The 18,472-nt window shown below is 50.8% G+C and carries 16 protein-coding genes; 11 read left to right on the forward strand and 5 right to left on the reverse strand.

Going from position 1 to position 18,472, the window contains the following annotated elements; translation table 11 throughout:
* The first annotated feature begins 29 nt into the window (after window positions 1-29).
* The 5 genes from dnaB to FGS84_RS29265 all read left to right on the forward strand — a co-directional run bounded on the left by dnaB (window position 30) and on the right by FGS84_RS29265 (window position 7,112).
* Window positions 30-1,385 (forward strand): replicative DNA helicase, encoded by a 1,356-nt coding sequence (dnaB, locus tag FGS84_RS29245; RefSeq protein WP_138311700.1) that lies wholly within the window; start codon window positions 30-32, stop codon window positions 1,383-1,385.
* A gap of 109 nt (window positions 1,386-1,494) precedes the next feature.
* Window positions 1,495-2,163 (forward strand): MerR family transcriptional regulator, encoded by a 669-nt coding sequence (locus FGS84_RS29250; RefSeq protein ID WP_138311701.1) that lies wholly within the window; start codon window positions 1,495-1,497, stop codon window positions 2,161-2,163.
* A gap of 227 nt (window positions 2,164-2,390) precedes the next feature.
* Entirely contained in the window at window positions 2,391-3,992 is a 1,602-nt protein-coding gene (locus FGS84_RS29255; RefSeq protein ID WP_138311702.1) for a peptidoglycan-binding protein, read from the forward strand.
* Window positions 3,993-4,035: 43 nt separating this feature from the next.
* Window positions 4,036-4,731 carry a response regulator transcription factor gene (locus FGS84_RS29260; RefSeq protein ID WP_138311712.1) on the forward strand — a complete coding sequence of 232 codons (696 nt, stop codon included), beginning with the start codon at window positions 4,036-4,038 and terminating at the stop codon, window positions 4,729-4,731.
* Window positions 4,732-4,739: 8 nt separating this feature from the next.
* Window positions 4,740-7,112, forward strand: coding sequence for a HAMP domain-containing sensor histidine kinase (locus FGS84_RS29265; RefSeq protein WP_138311703.1), 2,373 nt, complete (start codon window positions 4,740-4,742; stop codon window positions 7,110-7,112).
* Between the two features lie 165 nt (window positions 7,113-7,277).
* Here FGS84_RS29265 and FGS84_RS29270 read toward each other — a convergent pair whose 3' ends face one another.
* The 5 genes from FGS84_RS29270 to FGS84_RS29290 all read right to left on the reverse strand — a co-directional run bounded on the left by FGS84_RS29270 (window position 7,278) and on the right by FGS84_RS29290 (window position 12,218).
* Complete coding sequence (locus FGS84_RS29270) at window positions 7,278-8,027, reverse strand: phosphotransferase (protein WP_138311704.1); 750 nt, start codon at window positions 8,025-8,027, stop codon at window positions 7,278-7,280.
* Window positions 8,028-8,175: 148 nt separating this feature from the next.
* Window positions 8,176-10,104: a 1,4-alpha-glucan branching protein GlgB gene (gene glgB, locus FGS84_RS29275; RefSeq protein ID WP_138311705.1), complete on the reverse strand. Its 1,929-nt coding sequence runs from the start codon at window positions 10,102-10,104 to the stop codon at window positions 8,176-8,178.
* A 1-nt stretch (window position 10,105) separates the two neighbouring features.
* On the reverse strand, window positions 10,106-11,446 hold the full coding sequence (locus FGS84_RS29280) for an alpha-amylase family glycosyl hydrolase (RefSeq protein ID WP_138311706.1): 1,341 nt from the start codon (window positions 11,444-11,446) through the stop codon (window positions 10,106-10,108).
* A 68-nt stretch (window positions 11,447-11,514) separates the two neighbouring features.
* Complete coding sequence (locus FGS84_RS29285; protein ID WP_227147096.1) at window positions 11,515-11,769, reverse strand: YaaL family protein; 255 nt, start codon at window positions 11,767-11,769, stop codon at window positions 11,515-11,517.
* A gap of 95 nt (window positions 11,770-11,864) precedes the next feature.
* Window positions 11,865-12,218: a metalloregulator ArsR/SmtB family transcription factor gene (locus FGS84_RS29290; RefSeq protein ID WP_138311708.1), complete on the reverse strand. Its 354-nt coding sequence runs from the start codon at window positions 12,216-12,218 to the stop codon at window positions 11,865-11,867.
* A gap of 302 nt (window positions 12,219-12,520) precedes the next feature.
* On the opposite strand from FGS84_RS29290, the gene FGS84_RS29295 reads away from it, so the two are divergent.
* The 6 genes from FGS84_RS29295 (at window position 12,521) to FGS84_RS29325 (ending at window position 18,388) form a co-directional block, all read left to right on the forward strand.
* The gene (locus FGS84_RS29295) at window positions 12,521-13,102 is read left to right on the forward strand and encodes a prepilin peptidase (RefSeq protein WP_138311709.1); all 582 of its coding nucleotides are present in this window, start codon (window positions 12,521-12,523) and stop codon (window positions 13,100-13,102) included.
* Between the two features lie 41 nt (window positions 13,103-13,143).
* The gene (locus tag FGS84_RS29300) at window positions 13,144-14,163 is read left to right on the forward strand and encodes a hypothetical protein (protein ID WP_347563908.1); all 1,020 of its coding nucleotides are present in this window, start codon (window positions 13,144-13,146) and stop codon (window positions 14,161-14,163) included.
* A 106-nt stretch (window positions 14,164-14,269) separates the two neighbouring features.
* Window positions 14,270-15,385 carry a CpaF family protein gene (locus tag FGS84_RS29305; RefSeq protein ID WP_347563910.1) on the forward strand — a complete coding sequence of 372 codons (1,116 nt, stop codon included), beginning with the start codon at window positions 14,270-14,272 and terminating at the stop codon, window positions 15,383-15,385.
* A complete protein-coding gene (locus FGS84_RS29310) occupies window positions 15,306-16,199 on the forward strand; it encodes a type II secretion system F family protein (protein WP_207740037.1) in 894 nt (297 codons plus the stop codon). The genes FGS84_RS29305 and FGS84_RS29310 overlap by 80 nt, the downstream gene beginning before the upstream one ends.
* 25 nt (window positions 16,200-16,224) lie before the next feature.
* Window positions 16,225-17,487: a hypothetical protein gene (locus FGS84_RS29315; protein WP_347563909.1), complete on the forward strand. Its 1,263-nt coding sequence runs from the start codon at window positions 16,225-16,227 to the stop codon at window positions 17,485-17,487.
* A gap of 634 nt (window positions 17,488-18,121) precedes the next feature.
* The gene (locus tag FGS84_RS29325; protein WP_008400414.1) at window positions 18,122-18,388 is read left to right on the forward strand and encodes a hypothetical protein; all 267 of its coding nucleotides are present in this window, start codon (window positions 18,122-18,124) and stop codon (window positions 18,386-18,388) included.
* Window positions 18,389-18,472: the final 84 nt, after the last annotated feature.

Raw genomic sequence — 18,472 nt, forward strand, 5'->3', positions numbered from 1 at the left:
TCATAGATTCAGATACAGGAGACGAGAATATGGAAGAAGCCCTGATTAAGCGGGTGCTGCCCCATAGTCTGGAGGCGGAACAGTCGGTCATTGGTTCCATGCTTATGGACAGGGAGGCAGTGATTGCCGCATCGGAGATTGTTACGGGAAGTGATTTTTACCAGCAGCAGTACGGCATTATGTTCGACGCCATGGTGGAGCTGTTTAATGAAGGCAAGCCCGTGGACCTGGTAACACTCCAGGACCGTCTGAAGGAAAAGGATGTGCCTCCCGAGGTGAGCAGCCTGGATTTTGTCCGGGATATCGTGACCATGGTGCCTACATCTGCCAACGTAAGGTCCTATGCCACCATTGTAAGCGAGAAGGCAGTGCTGCGCAGGCTGATTAAGACCACGGAGGAGATTGCCAATACCTGTTACGCGGGAAAGGAGCCCCTGGAGAACATACTGGCAGACACGGAGAAATCTGTCTTTAACCTGCTGCAGAACCGGGGGGGACAGGATTTTGTGCCCATCAAACAGGTAGCCATCAACGTGCTGGAGAAGATTGAAGACGCCTATAAGAACCAGGGAACCGTTACAGGTATTCCGTCCGGCTTCATTGATTTGGATTATAAGCTTTCCGGTTTCCAGCCTTCGGATTTCATTCTGATAGCAGCCCGCCCTTCCATGGGCAAGACGGCCTTTGTTTTGAACGTGGTGGATTTTGTGGCGGTCCGCAAGAGCCTGCCCTGCATGGTGTTCAGCCTGGAGATGTCCAAGGAGCAGCTGGTGAACCGTATGCTTTCCATGGAGTCCAATGTGGATTCCCAGAAGCTGAGGACCGGCTCCCTGACGGATTCTGACTGGGACGCAGTGGTGGAGGGCATTGGCGTTATAGGAAATTCCAAGCTGATAATCGATGACACCCCGGGTATTTCCATATCAGAACTTCGCTCCAAGTGCAGGAAGATGAAGCTGGAGTACGGGCTCAGCGTTGTAATCATCGACTACCTGCAGCTCATGAGCGGCAGCAAGAAGGGCGGAGGCGACAACCGCCAGCAGGAGATTTCCGATATCTCCCGTTCCCTGAAGGCCCTTGCCAGGGAACTCCATGCCCCGGTCATTGCCCTGTCCCAGCTCTCACGGGCCTGTGAGACCAGGCAGGACCACAGGCCCATGCTTTCCGACCTTCGTGAGTCCGGTGCCATTGAGCAGGATGCCGATGTGGTTATGTTCCTGTACCGTGACGATTATTATAATAAGGATACGGAGCATCCCAACGAGGCGGAAGTAATCATAGCCAAACAGCGTAACGGCCCCATCGGAACCGTTACATTGATATGGAAGCCGGAGTACACCAAGTTCGTCAACGCTGCCAGACCTCAGGGCGGCGGACAGGATTAGAGGGTATTTGAACATAAAATTTTCACCGCCTGTCATAATATCCATTCTCAATGCATACACTAATACTAAGGCAGGAAATGCCTGTTAACTTGTGAAGGAGAGAATGGCTATGGATGAAGTACATTATCTGATATCGGACGCGTCCAAAAAGGTCGATGTGGAGGCCCATGTATTAAGGTACTGGGAAGAGGAGCTGGAACTTGATATTCCCCGTAACGAGATGGGGCACCGGTACTATACGGATTTACATATCCGCCTGTTCAAGCAGGTCAAGAACCTGAAGGAGAAGGGGTATCAGCTGAAGGCAATCAAGCATGCGCTGAACCAGGTCCTGAAAAAGGACGGCAAGGCCCAGGGCGAGCTGTCCGATGAAATCCTGGAGCGCGACATGAATGCGGCTCTTAAGGAATTTAAGGAGGAGGACAGCGGAACCTCCCTCAGTACGGTGAAGGGCGACGGCGTGTCCGTGGTCGCCATGGAAGAAAAGATGGAACAGTTCCAGCAGATTATGAACCTGATTATCGGACGTGCCCTGGAAGTGAACAATGAGAAGCTGAGCCAGGATATCAGCTGTCTGGTCAATGAGAAGATGGGCAAGGAACTGGAATTCCTGTTCCAGGCTTCGGACCAGAAGGAGGAGGAACGCTTCCGCCAGCTGGACGAGACATTGAGAAGCTACCAGAAAGGCGGACAGGCAGAGGCGGCAGCGGCCAAGGTTCCCTTTTTTAAGCGGCGCAGATTCGGGCGGAGCGGAAAAAAGCTCAGGGACGGAAAGTAAATGCAGATACAGCAGGAGAAGGCGTCTGCACCAAGGGGTGGGTACCGTGGTGCAGGCGCCTTTTTCTGCTGTTTTGCCTTTTTTTATAAACTGGGAAGGGTTATTTTATAGTACTTTCAATTTTCTTACGACCTTAATTTTTGTATCGCTATTCCTTAAGAAATGTGTTAGAATGAATTTGATTTGAGCTTTTTGACATAAGAAGAAGCAGGAAGGATATGTTCTTCATGAATTCAAAATACAGAAAATATGTTACATATACAGCAGCCGTGGGTGTGCTGACCCTCAGCGTTATACTGGGGGGCTGCGCCAAGGAATCGTCATCAGAGGTGGGGGATGCCACCCCTTCGGAGGTCAATATTATACAGGCCGTACCTGAGACCATTGCCCAGCTGGGCCTGGACGGACAGGTGCTGCCGGGACTGAATGACATTGACCTGCCGGATGCGGAGCCGGCACCTGAGTACCTGAGGATTGGGGTGCGCCATGAAATCATCAAGAGACTGCAGCAGCGCCTGATGGACCTGGGATTTATGGACAATGATGAGCCTACGGACTATTTCGGTGAGATGACCCAGCAGGCGGTAAAGCATTTCCAGAGACAGAACGAGCTGCCTACGGACGGTATCGTGGGCAATGTGACCTGGGATGCCATCATGTCCCCGGACGCCAAGTACTATGCGGTGTCCAAGGGAACCCAGGGCGATGACATCGAACGTATCCAGCACCGCCTCTATGAGCTGGGATACCTGGCAACGGCTGATTTGGTTACAGGCAACTTCGGCGACTCCACAGAGGCAGCCGTGTTAAAGCTCCAGGAGGTCAACGGACTGGAGCAGGACGGAAAGGTGGGCCAGAGGACCATCAACCTTCTGTACAGTGATGAGATTAAACCTAACTTCCTCTCTTACGGCGAGAAGAGCGATGTGGTCCTGGCCTGCCAGGAGCGCCTTAAGGAGCTGGGGTATCTGACCACCACTCCGGACGGGGCTTACGGTGAGGACACGGTTGTGGCTGTCAAGCAGTTCCAGGCCAGGAACGACCAGGTGGTGGACGGCTATCTGGGACCATCCACCAGGATTGCGTTAAACAGCCCTGACGCCAGGGCCAACGGCCTGATGCTGGGCGAGCGCGGCGATGCGGTCACCAAGGTGCAGCAGCTTCTTAACAAGCATGGATATCTTGTTTCCGGCAATGTGACCGGTTATTACGGCGAGGCCACGGAGAATGCAGTCAGAAACTTCCAGTCCCGCAACGGACTGACATCAGACGGCCTGGTGGGCCTACAGACCATGGCTAAGCTGACCAGCGATAATGTAAGGCGGCCGGCAGCAAATTCCAGCGGTTCCGGCACCACCGCAAGGCCTAATAATTCCGGAAACAGCGGAAACGCCGGAAACAACGGCGGTTCCGGCAATGCGGGCAAGCCTTCCGGCAATACCACGCCGCCTGTGAGCATACCGGCAAGCGGAGGCGCATCCGCCCTTATATCCGTTGCCTCATCGAAACTGGGGTCGCCGTATGTATGGGGAGCTAAGGGACCCAATGCGTTTGACTGTTCCGGCTTTGTATACTGGTGTCTCAACCAGGTGGGCGTGAACCAGAGCTACCTGACTTCTTCCGGCTGGAGGAATGTGGGCCGATACACAAAGATTACAAACTTTAACGACATCCAGGCCGGCGATATTGTGGTGGTAAGGGGCCATGTAGGTATTGCGGCAGGAGGGGGCACTGTCATTGACGCTTCTTCCAGTAACGGACGGGTGGTGCACAGAAGCCTGAGCCAGTGGTGGGCCAACAACTTCATCTGTGCATGGAGGATTTTCTAACAAACATAATGGCAGTGGAATATAAAAAGGAGGGCGTTTGGTGATGCAGACCATACTGGTATGTGATGATGACAAGCAGATTGTGGAGGCCATTGATATCTATCTGACAGGGGAGGGATTTAAGGTAATCAAAGCCTATGACGGCTATGAGGCACTGGAGTATCTGGATAATAATGAAGTGGATTTACTCATTGTGGATGTGATGATGCCGGGACTGGACGGCATCCGCACCACCTTGAAGGTCAGGGAGAACAGCAGTATCCCCATTATCATTCTCTCCGCAAAGTCCGAGGATGCGGATAAGATTCTGGGACTTAATATCGGGGCTGACGATTATATCACAAAGCCCTTTAATCCCCTGGAGCTGGTGGCCAGGGTCAAGTCCCAGCTGCGCCGTTATACCCAGCTTGGGAACCTGAACCAGCAGGCGGACGGACAGATTTATAAGTGCGGCGGACTTCAGATTAATGATGACAATAAAGAGGTAACCGTGGACGGCGATGCCATCAAGCTGACGCCCATTGAGTATAATATCCTGCTGCTGCTGGTGAAGAATGCCGGCAAGGTGTTCTCCATTGATGAGATTTATGAGCAGATATGGAATGAGGAGGCCATTGGGGCGGATAATACCGTGGCAGTACACATCCGCCATATCCGTGAGAAGATAGAGATTAACCCGAGGGAGCCAAAGTACCTGAAGGTGGTATGGGGTGTAGGCTATAAGATCGAAAAGCAGTAGGTGGTTGTATGACAGATGAGAAGAGGAAATTCAGACGGAGAAAACAGATACTGACCCTGTTCCACATTATCTTTGTGGCCATGTCCGTGTTTGGAATCAGCGCCATGTACCTTAATTCCAATTACGGAAAAGGTGTAAAGTGGATATACGAGGATGCATATGAGGATTCTCCCCAGTTTGACAAGCAGCTGACAGAGGATATCGACCGCATATTTACCTATGTGGGTTATAAGGATATGTTCGAGACCAACGGTAAGCTGGATATGCATAAGGTCATCGTAAGGGTCAGCAATGGCCCTGGGGAGCAGGGGACGGAGTGGACCCTGGACCGGATTGTGCGCTATATCAAGACCAGGGGTTATTATCTGGATGAGAATTTCCAATTGGCCGGATCGCCCATTTCCATGGATGATGACGAGGAAGAGATAACCGTTGACTTCCAGAGCTATAACCCGGATTTTGTGGATGCGGATGCGGGCGAGGCGCCCCGGATGACCATGGAGGATTTAGCCCTGGACATACTGGTCCATCTGAGTGAATATTATACCATATATTATAATTACATAGAAAACGACACGAACCTGAACTTCCGTATCGAGTACAAGAGTGATAAGGGTGATATCAAGGTGTCCACCAATGTGCCGGATAAGACCATGGAGGAGATAGTGGGTACGGGAAAGTATCTCTACGTTCCGGGAAATACCATCCGCATGGATACCAATATGGCCACGGTTCCTGCCAATGCAGCCACACTCCTGGAGATATGGAATCCCTATAAGAACGATAAGAACTATATGGTCCTGTCCGTGGATACAAGCTATCCCAACACGGATGCATACTCCATAGAGGCCAAGGCATATAAAGAGGCCAGAAACGAGTTCATCATGGGCATGGGCAGCGTTATACTGGGCAGCCTGGGATGTGTGGTCACACTGGCTATGCTGATGCTTATGTCAGGCCATACCACGGACGGAAGCACGGAGATACGCCTGTTCCCCATTGATGAGATACACACGGAGCTCTGTCTGATTTTGTGGGCCGCTGCAACAGCGGTGTTCATCCATATAGGAAGATATGTGGGAATCCGCCTGTTCAGCCTGTTTGCTCCCAATGAACAATGGAATTACTGGAATAAGATGATTAAACTGGTCATTGTGTACGGGAGCGTTGTATTGTGCGGTTTTGATTTGCTGCGCAGGTATAAGGCCAGGACCTTGTGGAGCAACAGCCTTGCAAAAAGGGCGCTGGAGGCATCCAGGGACTATGTGGGAAGGGTCAGCTATGCAGTGGGGACCGGGTTCTGCTACCTGCTGTTTCTGGGATTTAACGCTGGCATGCTGTGGGGATTGATTTTCCTCTTTTTCTATAAGGGCGATAAACTGAGCTACCAGATTATGTTTTACGTATTTGTGGTTCTGTATCTGGGTTTGGATGGGTGGATATACCACCTGCTGTTTAAGAAGTCAGTGCAGAGGGATGTTCTGGACATGGCGGTCAGCAGCATCTCCCAGGGGGATACCAGCTATCAGATTGATACTGCCCGTCTGTCCGGCAAGGAACGGCAGATGGCAGAGCATCTCAACAATATCAGCAGCGGTTTGGATTCAGCAATCCAGGAGCAGGTTAAGAGCGAGCGGCTGAAGGCGAGCCTGATAACCAATGTGTCCCATGACATTAAGACTCCTCTCACATCCATCATCAATTACGTGGACCTGCTGAAGCGGGAGAAAATACAGGACCCCAAGATTGCGGCCTACCTGGAAGTGCTGGACCAGAAGTCCCAGCGGTTAAAGACCCTGACAGAGGACCTGGTGGAGGCATCCAAGGCCAGCTCAGGCAATATGAAGCTGGATATATCGGATATTGACCTGGTGGAGCTGGTGCAGCAGACCAATGGTGAATTTGAAGAGCGGTTTGCCCTACGCAGGCTGGAGCTGGTTTCCAACATACCTGATGAGGTGCTTATCATCCAGGCCGACGGACGCCGCCTGTGGCGCGTCCTGGAAAACCTCTATACCAATGCGGTGAAATATGCCATGGAACACAGCCGGGTCTATGTGGATGTGCTGGACGAGGACGGCAAGGCCATATTTACCATTAAGAATGTTTCTGAATCATCGCTGAACATCAGCCCGGATGAGCTGACCGAGCGTTTTGTCAGAGGGGATGTGTCCAGAGCCACGGAGGGAAGCGGCCTGGGATTGTCCATATCCAAGGATTTGACTCAGCTTCAGGGCGGCGAATTCCAGGTCATCATAGACGGGGACCTGTTTAAGGCCGTGGTGTCATTCCCGGTCAAGAGGGCTGAATACAAGTCGGAGAAGCCGTCCGTGGACACAGAGGACATGTCCCAGGAGTTTGATTTTGAAGAGGAAGTATAATTTGAATGAAGAATTCTGATAAATATTTCACGAAGAAATTGTAAAATATTTGAAAATATTGCAGAATAAACCGTGTTTGTTGGTTATTATGACCATGATGATTTTAAGAAAAAGGACGCCGGAAGATATCTTCCGGCGCCTCTTTTTTCCATGTGCAGGCGGATTTTACTGATAATCAAATACGTTAATCCAGCTTTCCAGCAGTTCCTTTTCCTCGGGACGTTTGTAAGCCAGCTGGGAAGCTGCCACGATGGGAAGCCAGCCCTGTACATAACGCTTTTCTGTGCCCGTTTTTTCACAGAACAGGTCCATGTACATATCAGCTATCTTCTTATCCTTCAGGCTCAGGAGCAGATACGTTCTGGCCACATCGGCACTTGCGTTGCCCTGGGAAGCATGTACCCAGTCAACCAGATACCACTTGCCGTCGTCGCCTACAATGATGTTGGATGGGCAGAAATCGCCGTGGCACAGCTTGGTGTGCTTTGGCATGCCGTCCAGCCTTGTAAGCAGCTCGTAGCGCAGGTTTTCATCCAGCTGTTCTTCGGATTTAAGGGCGCGGATGGTCTTTTCCTTCAGCTTGTTTAACAGCGGGCAGGCCTGTGCAAAAATCAGCAGGTGTAAATCAACCATCTGCTCCAGGTACTCCCCTGTCTTGTCAGGATTTTCTTCCATCAGCTGCTGAAGGGTTTTGCCCTCCACAAATTCCCTGGTAATAGACCATTTGCCATCGATTACAGATACCCCCAGAACCTTAGGAACATTCAGGGCCTCAATGGTTTCCACACGTGCGTTGCACAGGGCTTCATTCAGAACCTCGGCTTTTGGGAAGCCTTCGCAGAATTCCTTGATGGCAGTGTTTCCGTCACGGTAAACGGATTTTGTTTCGCTACTGGAAATTAATTGTTTTGCCATAATTATACTCTCCTTCCACACATTATAAACGGTGCTGCGACAGGTAATCCATCGCACTGCCTTTATTCTACTACAACATGACTGAAAAGTACATACCCAATTTGATAAATTTTTAACGTACTTTTAGGCCCTAAAAAGATAATATTTCTTAAAAACGGAAGATGGCAGTACCGTATGCAGGAAGAGGATAGGAGAAGGAGTAGGGCTGTCCGTCGCATTCGCTTTTTGAGGATGAGAAGCAGGGGGCTTCCGCTGCCTTGTAAGCGCCGTGGTTGTCCAGAAGCAGGGTATACCTGCCGCGCTTGGGAACACCCACCCGGTAATCCGGTCTTTCCACCGGCGTAAAGCTGATAATGAACAGCAGGTTTTTCTTTCCTGTCTCATCCCTGCGGATAAAGCTGAAAATGCTCCTGTCGCCGTCATTGGCATTAATCCACTGGAAGCCGTTCCAGTCATTGTCCTGGCGGTAAAGGGAGGGATACCTTTTGTACAGATGGAGCAGGTCCTTTACATAGCTCTGAAGCTCCCTGTGGTCATCCTCATCCGTGAGATACCAGTCCAGGGAAACCTTTTCATCCCATTCATGAAGCTGGCCGAAATCCTGTCCCATGAACAGGAGCTTCTTTCCCGGATGGCCCATCATAAAGGTGTAGCCGGCCTTCAGGTTGGAGAACTTGTCCCTGCCAAGGCCGGGCATCTTATTAATCATGGAGCATTTCAGATGGACCACTTCATCATGGGAAAGGACCAGGATATAGTTTTCGCTGGTAAAATAAGTGAGTCCGAAGGTCATGCGGTGGTGGTTATATTTGCGGAAATATGGGTCCAGCTTCATGTATTCCAGGAAATCGTGCATCCATCCCATGTTCCACTTGAAGGTAAAGCCCAGTCCGTCCTGTTCGGGATGCTCCGTTACCTTTGGCCATGCAGTGGATTCCTCGGCAATGACAAGGGCACCGTGGTTGCGGCCCTGGACCACTGTGTTCAGGTGCTTAAAGAATTCAATGGCTTCCAGGTTCTGGTTGCCTCCGTTTTTGTTGGGAACCCACTGGCCTTCCTGGCGTCCGTAATCCAGATACAGCATGGATGCAACTGCATCCACCCTGAGTCCGTCCACATGGTACTGTTCCACCCAGTAAAGCGCATTGCTGATGAGGAAATCCTTCACCTCATTCTTACCGTAATCAAACACCTTGGTGCCCCAGTCCGGGTGCTCCCCCTTTCTGGGATCCGCATACTCAAAGAGTGGCTCGCCGTCAAAATCAGCCAGGCCATGGGCATCCTTGGGGAAGTGGGCCGGAACCCAGTCCAGAATGACGCCTATGCCGTTTTTATGCAGGTAGTTTACAAAATACATGAATTCAGCCGGCGTGCCATAGCGGGAAGTGGGGGCAAAGTATCCTGTCACCTGATATCCCCAGGAGCCGTCAAATGGATGCTCTGCAATCCCCATCAGCTCCACATGGGTATACCCCATCTCCTTTACATAGGCTGCCAGCTCATGGGCTGCCTCTGTATATGTATAATATCCGTCCTTTTCCGGCCTGTCCCGCTTGCGCCAGGAACCCAGGTGCACCTCATAGATGCTCATGGGCAGCTTCTGCACATCGGCCTGGGTCCGCTTCTCAATCCATGCGCTGTCCGTCCAGGAAAAGCCCTGGATATCAGCTGTGACAGAGGCTGTGCCGGGACGGTATTCCGCACTGAAGGCAAAGGGGTCCGCCTTATAGAGAATCTTGCCGGACTGGGTGGTGATAGCAAATTTGTAAAGCTCTCCCAGCTTCATGCCCGGACTGAAAATCTCCCAGATGCCGGATTCGGAGATTCGCTCCATGGCATTGGCCTCCGGATTCCAGTTGTTGAAGTCACCAACCAGATGGACCTCCTTTGCATGAGGGGCCCAGACAGCGAAGTAGATGCCCTCCTTTCCCTTGTATGTCCTGGGATGTGCTCCTAATTTCTGATAAATATCGTAATGTGTGCCGGCTCCGAACAGATAGCAGTCCAAATCAGATATAAAACCTGTGGAAGAAGCCTTTTTCTTTGAAGATGCTGCAGTGCGTTTTTTAGCTACCATATCAGTTCTCTCCCTTGACTTTCAGGACAGCTCCCCAGTTGCCCTTTAATTTTATGTGGACCTTCCCATCAGAAATGGGGAGGAGGTCTCCGGGTTCCAGAAGATTGACTGCTTCACCGGCCTGAATCGGAACAGGGATAACCAGTTCGGCCGGGTCATCGTCATTGTTTACCGCTGCAATGATGACAGAATCCTCACCATGCCTGGCAAATGCATACTGGCGGTTGGTCAGCAGCAGTTCCTGGTAGCGGCCTGTGTGCAGCGCCTCCTGCTGGTCGTGTATCTGTCCCAGCTGTGCAATCAGGTCCGTAAGCTCACAGTGCAGCTCACCTTCCTGGTCCATGGAGACAGCAGGACGCAGCGCTTCATCGCTGGTGTTGGTGCGTTTTCCTTCAATACCCCATTCGCCGCCGTAATAGATGGATGGAATGCCGGGCAGTGTAAAGAGGCACAGGTATATGGGGAACAGGTGCTCCTTCAGTTTTAGTTTAGTGGCAATCCTGTCCTCGTCATGATTGTCCACAAAGGTGTAGAGCTGGCGTCCAATGGCCTCCAGCCTTCTTACGTTGTGGGCAATCTCAAAGAAGTTGTGGTCATTAAAGCCGGAGTAAAGGCTTTTGTGCAGTTCATAATTGGTGACGGAGTGAAGCATCTCACTGCATGCCCACCGGCTGTAATCCCCATGAATCACCTCGCCCATGAGCCAGAAATCTTCTTTCATGGTTTCTGTCTGGCTGCGCATTTCCTTCATGAAGTTAAAGTCCAGCACATTGGCACAGTCCAGGCGTATTCCGTCAATGTCAAATGTATCAATCCAGAACCGGATGACATCAAAGAGATAGGACCTTACATCCGGGTTGAAGAGGTTCAGGCAGGGCAGCTCAAAATGTCCCTGCCAGGCTTCGTATCCAAAGGAATCGCCGCAGGGGCTCTGCCAGTCAAAGTTAACACCCTTGTACCAGTCCCTGTAAGGGGAATCCCAGCGTTTTTCCTGTATATCCTTAAAGGCGAAAAATTCGCGTCCCGTGTGATTGAACACGCCGTCCACAACCACTTTGACGCCTGCCTGGTGGCATTGGTCCACAAATTTCCGGAAGGAATCATTATCTCCCAGACGCCGGTCCACCAGTTTATAATCCCTGGTATCGTATCCATGGCTGGTGGATTCAAAAAGCGGGCCTATGTAGATGGCGTTGCAGCCCAGGGACCGGATATGGGGTATCCACTTGTCTAATTCTTCAAAACGGTTGGTTACTTCGGTTACATCATTGTGTTTGGGGGCTCCCGTCATTCCCAGGGGATACATGTGATAAAACACACCCCGCTCATACCAGGTACTCATGTTGTTTTCCTCGCAATCTTTATGTAGTCATATTTTACAGCGCCCGGAGGGGGATAGTACGGTGAGTACTAATCCTCCTGGCTTTTAAATTTTCGCAGTAGGAACTGGTAGCGCAGCTGTGCCGCGTTCAGTTCGTAGATATAGCAGTCTATCAGGGTGGGGTCCACGGCCTGCTCAAAGTGGTTCCTGGCGGCATCGATGGCGCATTTGGTGCGCTCGATTTCCACGCGCAGGCGGATGAGCTCAGGTCTGGGACGCCGCGCCCTGGTCACGGTGGCCCTGGCGGCAGCTGTCTCCCTGACTGCTTTCATGATGTCAAACATATGCTTCATCTCCCAGATATTGATAGAAATAGTATATCTGGAAAACGGCATCTTATGCATGTGCGGTCAATGGAATTCAATTTTAATACAGGCTGTCAGTACAGGAATTCCTCCAGTCTGTAGCCCAGCTCCATCAGCCGCCGGTTGGATTCCCTGAGGGTAAGGTAGTAAAAATTGGCCGTTCCTTCCTGACGTACACCTACAATGCCCGCATCCTTTAATATTTTGAGATGATGGGAAATGGCCGGGCGGGAAAGACTGGTCCGCCTGGTGATTTCATTTACATTGAGGCCGTAGTGCTCGAACTGGATGGGACCCGGGTTCTGCCTGCTGTCAAGGGCTTCCTCTGTCAGTACCTCTATGATGGACAGACGCATCTCATCGCCCAGGGCAATGAACAGCGGCATACAGGCATGAAAACGTTTCTGTAATTCCTGGGCAGTTGTCATCTGCCGTTTCCTCCTTTGGTTTAAAAATTTGAACCAAATTTATTTTACCATGTATAGGATGGAAGGTCAAGGAAATCGGGGGTGAAATACATAAAATCCACTAAAATCCACCCTTGACATTTGCTGGAAAATCCTTCATAATGGAACAACATTCAACACAGTCTATTTCATGACAGTCTTATTTATTTCAATGGTTTTATTTACGTCAGCAGTATTTGCATTGCCTGGTTCAGGCAGAAATTTCCTCAGAAAGACAACCGGTTAAAGAGAGAGGGGGGAGTGTATTCAGTTTACATTGTTTTATGTCCTGTACACTGTATGGTATTCTGGCCTATTGCGCCCTTATGGATGTCAGGCATTACAGGATACCTAACAGGGCCCTGGCGGCCGCGGCCGCGGCAGGGCTGGCAGCTTCAGCAGGAGCCGGTATATACGGGGCGGGAGGTACCGGCTTATGGGCGGGAGATACCGGCTTATGGGCGGGGAGTACCGGACTTTGGACAGCAGCGGTGATGATTGCAGCTTTCATGGTACGGACAATGTTGGCTGCGGCAGCCGGTTTCCCGTTTTTCCTGTTTCGCATGGTGGGAGCCGGGGATATTAAGTTCATGGCTGTTATGGCTGGCTGTTTTGGCCTGGAACGGGGATTTTGGTCCATGGCAATTGGTTTGTGTCTGGGAGCTATTCTGGCTCTTGGAAGGATGCTGCGGGATGGCGGCATCTGTCGGAGATTCTTGTATTTGACTGCCTATATCAGGCGTTTGATTCAGAGTAAAGAAATTGAGGCGTATTACTGTCCGGAGCGGGATGGGTATCAGTGCGTCATTCCATTGGGAGCATGCTTTTTTGCAGGGATGCTGATTACTGTGTTGTGGAAGGGATGAGTGTGGGGTGAACAGGTGCGTATGCACCGGACGGAAATGAGGTGAGAAACAAATATATGGTAAAGATTCTGGCAGTCTATGACGCCGACCCCGCCTTTGGGGAACGGCTTGCAGATTATGTGAACCAGAAAGAAAAGATTCCGTTTACGGCCATGGCATTTTCCAGCCTGGACAGGCTCAGGGAATATGGGGAGGAACATCCCATAGAAATATTGCTGGTAGACGAGTGTTCCAGAGCTTTGGTGGGTGATGTGAAGGCAGAGCAGGTCATGGTGCTGTGCGACGGGGAGCTGGTGGAAGGAATGGAGGCATTTCCCTCTATCTACAAGTACCAGTCCGGGGACTGTATTATGCGGGAGGTGCTGGCCTCCTACTGCAGCCGTCCGGTGGAGCCCACGCTGGCCCTTCTGGGGGCCAGGGCCCTGGTCATGGGGGTATATTCCCCTGTGAACCGGTGCTTTAAGTCCTCCCTGGCCCTGACAATAGGGCAGGTGGCGGCAAAGAAGGAGGCGGTGCTGTATCTGAACCTGGAGGATTATTCTGGTTTTTCCAGGCTGATAAACAGCGGGTACAAGGCCGGTTTATCGGATGTGCTGTATTTGTACCGGCAGGGAGGATATAACTGGATGAGGTTAAAGTCCATGATTAGCAATTGGGGAAATATGGATTACATACCGCCGGTGCGGTATGCGGAGGACTTAAGCCAGGTGTCGCCGGAGGATATGGCGCAGCTCATAGACAGGATTGCAAGAGAAAGCGGTTATGACAGGCTGGTAGTGGACGTGGGCCAGATGGGAAGGGGAGCCCTGCCTGTTCTCTCCATGTGTGATGTGGTCTATATGCCGGTCAGGGAGGACTGCATCTCGGCCGCCAAGCTAGAGGAGTTTGAGGAGTACCTGGAGGAGGCGGACGATACAGGAGTCAGGGACAGGATTCAGAAGCTGAAGCTGCCCAGGCATACGGGAATCGGAAAGCGGGACGGCTATCTGGAGCAGCTGATATGGGGGGAGATGGGAGATTATGTGAGGCAGCTTTTAAATGGGAGACAGCCGGAACAGTAAGAGATGGAAAAGGAGCAGTGAGGAGGAGACGCAGGCCATGGAAGAGGGGAAGCGTACGGGAAAGAGAGACCGTGAAGGCGTCCGGTGGGTCATTAGGGAGCGTATCATGGAAGAATTGCAGGAAAGGCACCATATGGATGATGGGGAACTGCTGGAAATGATTGACAGGGCTATAGAGGACACGGGACAGGAAATGTTTCTGCCGTTAAAAGAACGGCTCTGGCTGAGGGGCAGCCTCTTTGACAGCTTCCGCCGCCTGGATATCCTGCAGGAACTGATTGACGACAGCTCGGTATCGGAAATCATGGTAAATGGGGCGGGAAAGATATTTATGGAGAAAAACGGAAGGATGGAATTGTGGAACAGGAATTTTGAAAAACCGGAACAACTGGAGGATATCATACAGCAGATTGTAAGCCGGGTCAACCGTGTGGTGAATGTATCGTCGCCCATGGTGGATGCCAGGCTGGAGGACGGTTCCAGGGTTCACGTGGTGCTTCCTCCGGTTGCCCTGGATGGTCCGGTTGTGACCATAAGGAAATTCCCGGACCCGATTACCATGGAAAAGCTCATTCGCTTCGGAGCCATAAGCGCGGAGGCAGCGGGTTTTCTGGAACAGCTGGTGGAGGATGGGTGCAACATGTTCATCAGCGGAGGAACCAATTCCGGGAAAACCACGTTTTTAAATGCATTGTCTTCCTTCATACCCTCCGGCGAGCGGGTGATTACCATTGAAGATTCTGCTGAACTGCAGATTACACAGGTTCCTAATCTGGTGCGTCTGGAGACAAGGAACGCCAATACGGAGGGGGAAGGGGAAATTACCATGAGCCAGCTGATTAGGGCAGCCCTGCGCATGAATCCCAACCGCATTGTGGTAGGTGAGGTAAGGGGAAGAGAGGCCCTGGACATGCTGCAGGCCATGAACACAGGCCATCCCGGCAGCCTTTCCACGGGGCATGGGAACAGCCCGCGGGATATGATAAGCAGGCTGGAAACCATGGTGCTGATGGCGGCGGACCTTCCGCTGGCAGCCATCAGAAACCAGATTGTGTCAGCGCTGGACATCATGGTTCATCTGGGACGGCTGAAAGATGGGAAGAGAAGGGTTATATCCATTATGAGAATAGGAGGTTTGCAGAATGGAGAGGTGGAACTGGAACCATTGTTTGAATACGACGGGAAGGAGGACCGGCTTCGTCAGAAACAGGCCTGGGCTTAGAAGGAACCTGGTCAGGCAGGATATTGCCAGGAGTAAACCGGAAAAGAGGGCGCCCAGAGCCCGGCCTCCTGACAGGGAGGACTATGGTGTATACCGGCTTACGGCCAGAGAGTGGCTGGTATACGGGGCCTGGGGAGTGGGGACCTGCGGGCTGGTAAGCTATGTATTTTACCGCAGTGCGGTGATGTTTCTGTTTCTGATGCCTTTTGGGGCCTGTTATCCTTTATACCGGAGAAAGGATTTGAAGAAGGAGAGGGCCAGGCGTCTGGAACTGCAGTTCAAAGAGGGAATACAGGTGCTTTCGTCCTTTCTCAGTGCAGGGTATTCATTGGAAAATGGACTTGTATTGAGCATAAAGGAGCTGGAAGTGCTGTATGGAAGAAGGGAGATGATTACAGAGGAGTTCCGGCTTTTGTCTGACGGAATCCGGATGAACCGTCCGGCAGAAGAGCTGTTCATGGATTTTGGCCATCGCAGCGGACTGGAGGATGTGGACAATTTTGCCCAGGTTCTTTCTGCGGCGAAACGAAGCGGAGGCGAGCTGGTGGAAATCATCCGCCAGACAGCGGGAATCATCCGGGATAAGGTACAGGTAAAGGAGGAAATACACACCATGCTGGCCTCCAGGGTATTTGAACAGAAAATCATGAATCTGATACCGTTTCTGATTGTGCTCTACATTGACCTTACATCACCGGGATATTTCAGTGTGATGTACAGAACCTGGATGGGACGGGGAGTGATGACTATGTGTCTGGCTGCTTATGCGGGTGCGCTGGTCCTGGCCGGAAAGATACTGGATATTGAGGTGTGAAGGGCAGATGAGGCGGAGGATAAAAATGAGAAAACGGCCTGGGACAAAGCTTTATGCCTGGATTGGGAAAAAACAGATGATATGCCTGGCAGCCGGCCTGTTTATGGGAGTGGCCGCCCACCTGTGGCAGCGGGCGGACAGTGCGCTTCTGGAAGGCAGCATTCTGCCCAGGGGAAGCTACGGACAGGGGGACAGGACATACAGCCTGATGGTGGAGGGCCTTGGGGAGAAGGATATGCCCGTTGAAATGGTCCTGTCGGAACGGGTATATACCAAACAGGAGGCACGTAATGCGTACGAGGCTGTGATGGACCAGCTGCCGCAGCTTATTCTGGGAAATAATCCCACCCTTGAGGATGTAAGACAGAACCTGAACCTGCTTACATATCTGGAAAGCTACGGAATAAGACTCCGGTGGGAATCGGATGAACCGGAGCTGCTGGATTCCTTTGGCGAATTGCATGTAAAGGAGATAATGCAGAGGGGAATTGGGGAGCAGGGAATCCGGATTAACCTGCGTGTGCGCATGACAGAGGGAAACTGGCCGGAAGAATACGGACTGTCCGTATGCGTGAAGCCGCCGCTGCTTACAGAGGAGGAACAGAAGGAGACGGCATTTGCCGAGTTTTTGAGACAGGAGGATGAAAAACAGTCCTCCGCCGCTTATATGAAGCTTCCGTCAGAATATATGGGAAGGAGCCTGAAATACAGTCTGAGGGAAGAACCGGTTTTCCTTCATGTGATGGGATTGGGGGCAGCCGGAGCCATCTTATTCTTCTTCAGGGACCGGGCAGAGCAGCGGAACAGGGAAGAGGCGAGAAAGCGCCAGCTGGCGCTGGATTATCCGGAGGTATTGTCCAGGCTGACTATTTTTCTTGGGGCAGGCATGAGCATCCGGACGGCCTGGGATAAGATTGCACTGGAATATAACATGATGGCAGAGCAGGGAAGGCGCAGGAAACGGCATGTATATGAAGAAATGTATGAAACCAGCTGCCAGATGAAGGGGGGAGTGCCGGAGGGAAAGGCGTTTGAGGAATTTGGACGGCGCTGCGCAATTCAGTCTTATATGAAGTTAGGCAGTCTGTTGGAGCAGAACCGCAAAAACGGTTCGAAGAATCTCAGGAATCTTCTGCGTGCGGAGACAGCAGATGCATTTGAACAGAGAAAGCACCAGGCCAGACGCCTGGGGGAGGAAGCGGGAACAAAACTGCTGCTTCCGCTGTTCATACTCCTGTCAGTGGTCATGGTTATGATAGCTGTCCCGGCGCTGATGGAATTCAAATAAAATACAAGGAGGAAGGCGATGGAGTTAGGAAAGGAATTAAGGGAATTCTGGGAGGATGAGCATGGGGTGGGGGTGATTGAGCTGGTGCTGGTATTGGTGGGAATATTTACCCCCTAATTCACGCTATATATTATGTAGATACAGTGGAAATAGTGGAAATAGAGAAACAGTATAAACAGGAGTGTGTATGAAGTACAGTGATGATTGCAAGGTGTATAGAATCAGATATTATAATGTATGGTTCTATTTATTTGCGAAAACAGAGATGGATGAGTATAAGATTAATATATTAGGCGAGCGTATAGGTATGGGAGATTCGATGATGATGAAGGATATTCATTGCTGGTGCACCAGACAAAATATAAGGTATAGAACAAAGTTCAAGTATCGAAAAGATTATCCAATATTAGCCAACATCTGGAATCTGTACTCGTATTGTCGCTTTAGGTGTGATCTTAAAAGGTAAGTCTGGACAACCTTGTGGATAAATCATAAGGAGAAAAAGATTTAAGGGGATAACTGGTATTTATATATTTAGAAGCAGATGAGCCAATCATGTTTTATTTACTAGAACATGGTTGGCTTTTTGGCGTTAAAAAGTTCAAAGAAAAGGGGAGTGTGGTAATTGAAGAAAATGGATGAAAAAAAGCTAAAAGAAGATTCGGGCTTTCCTTATGGATGGAATAAGGGAGATACCTGTGTGATGATCACAAACAAAACAAAAAAAAGTACCTGCGAATATACGGTAGAGAGTTATGACGGGAGGTATTTTGGAGTACGAAGTCATACTGGACTTTATCATCGAGTTTCACCGTGGAGAATGTTTCGTACAAGGGAGGAGGCGGTTGAAACATTATTAGAATCAAAAGAACAAGGATATGGAGGAATGACATTAGGGTAGAAGAAATTGAGATATTGAGGAGGTAGGAGACAATGATTCGATTTATGAGTGATACACGTTATGCTGGGCTGGAAAAGGAAATGC

Source organism: Clostridium sp. 1001271st1 H5 (assembly GCF_005845215.1).
Classification (GTDB): domain Bacteria; phylum Bacillota; class Clostridia; order Lachnospirales; family Lachnospiraceae; genus Enterocloster.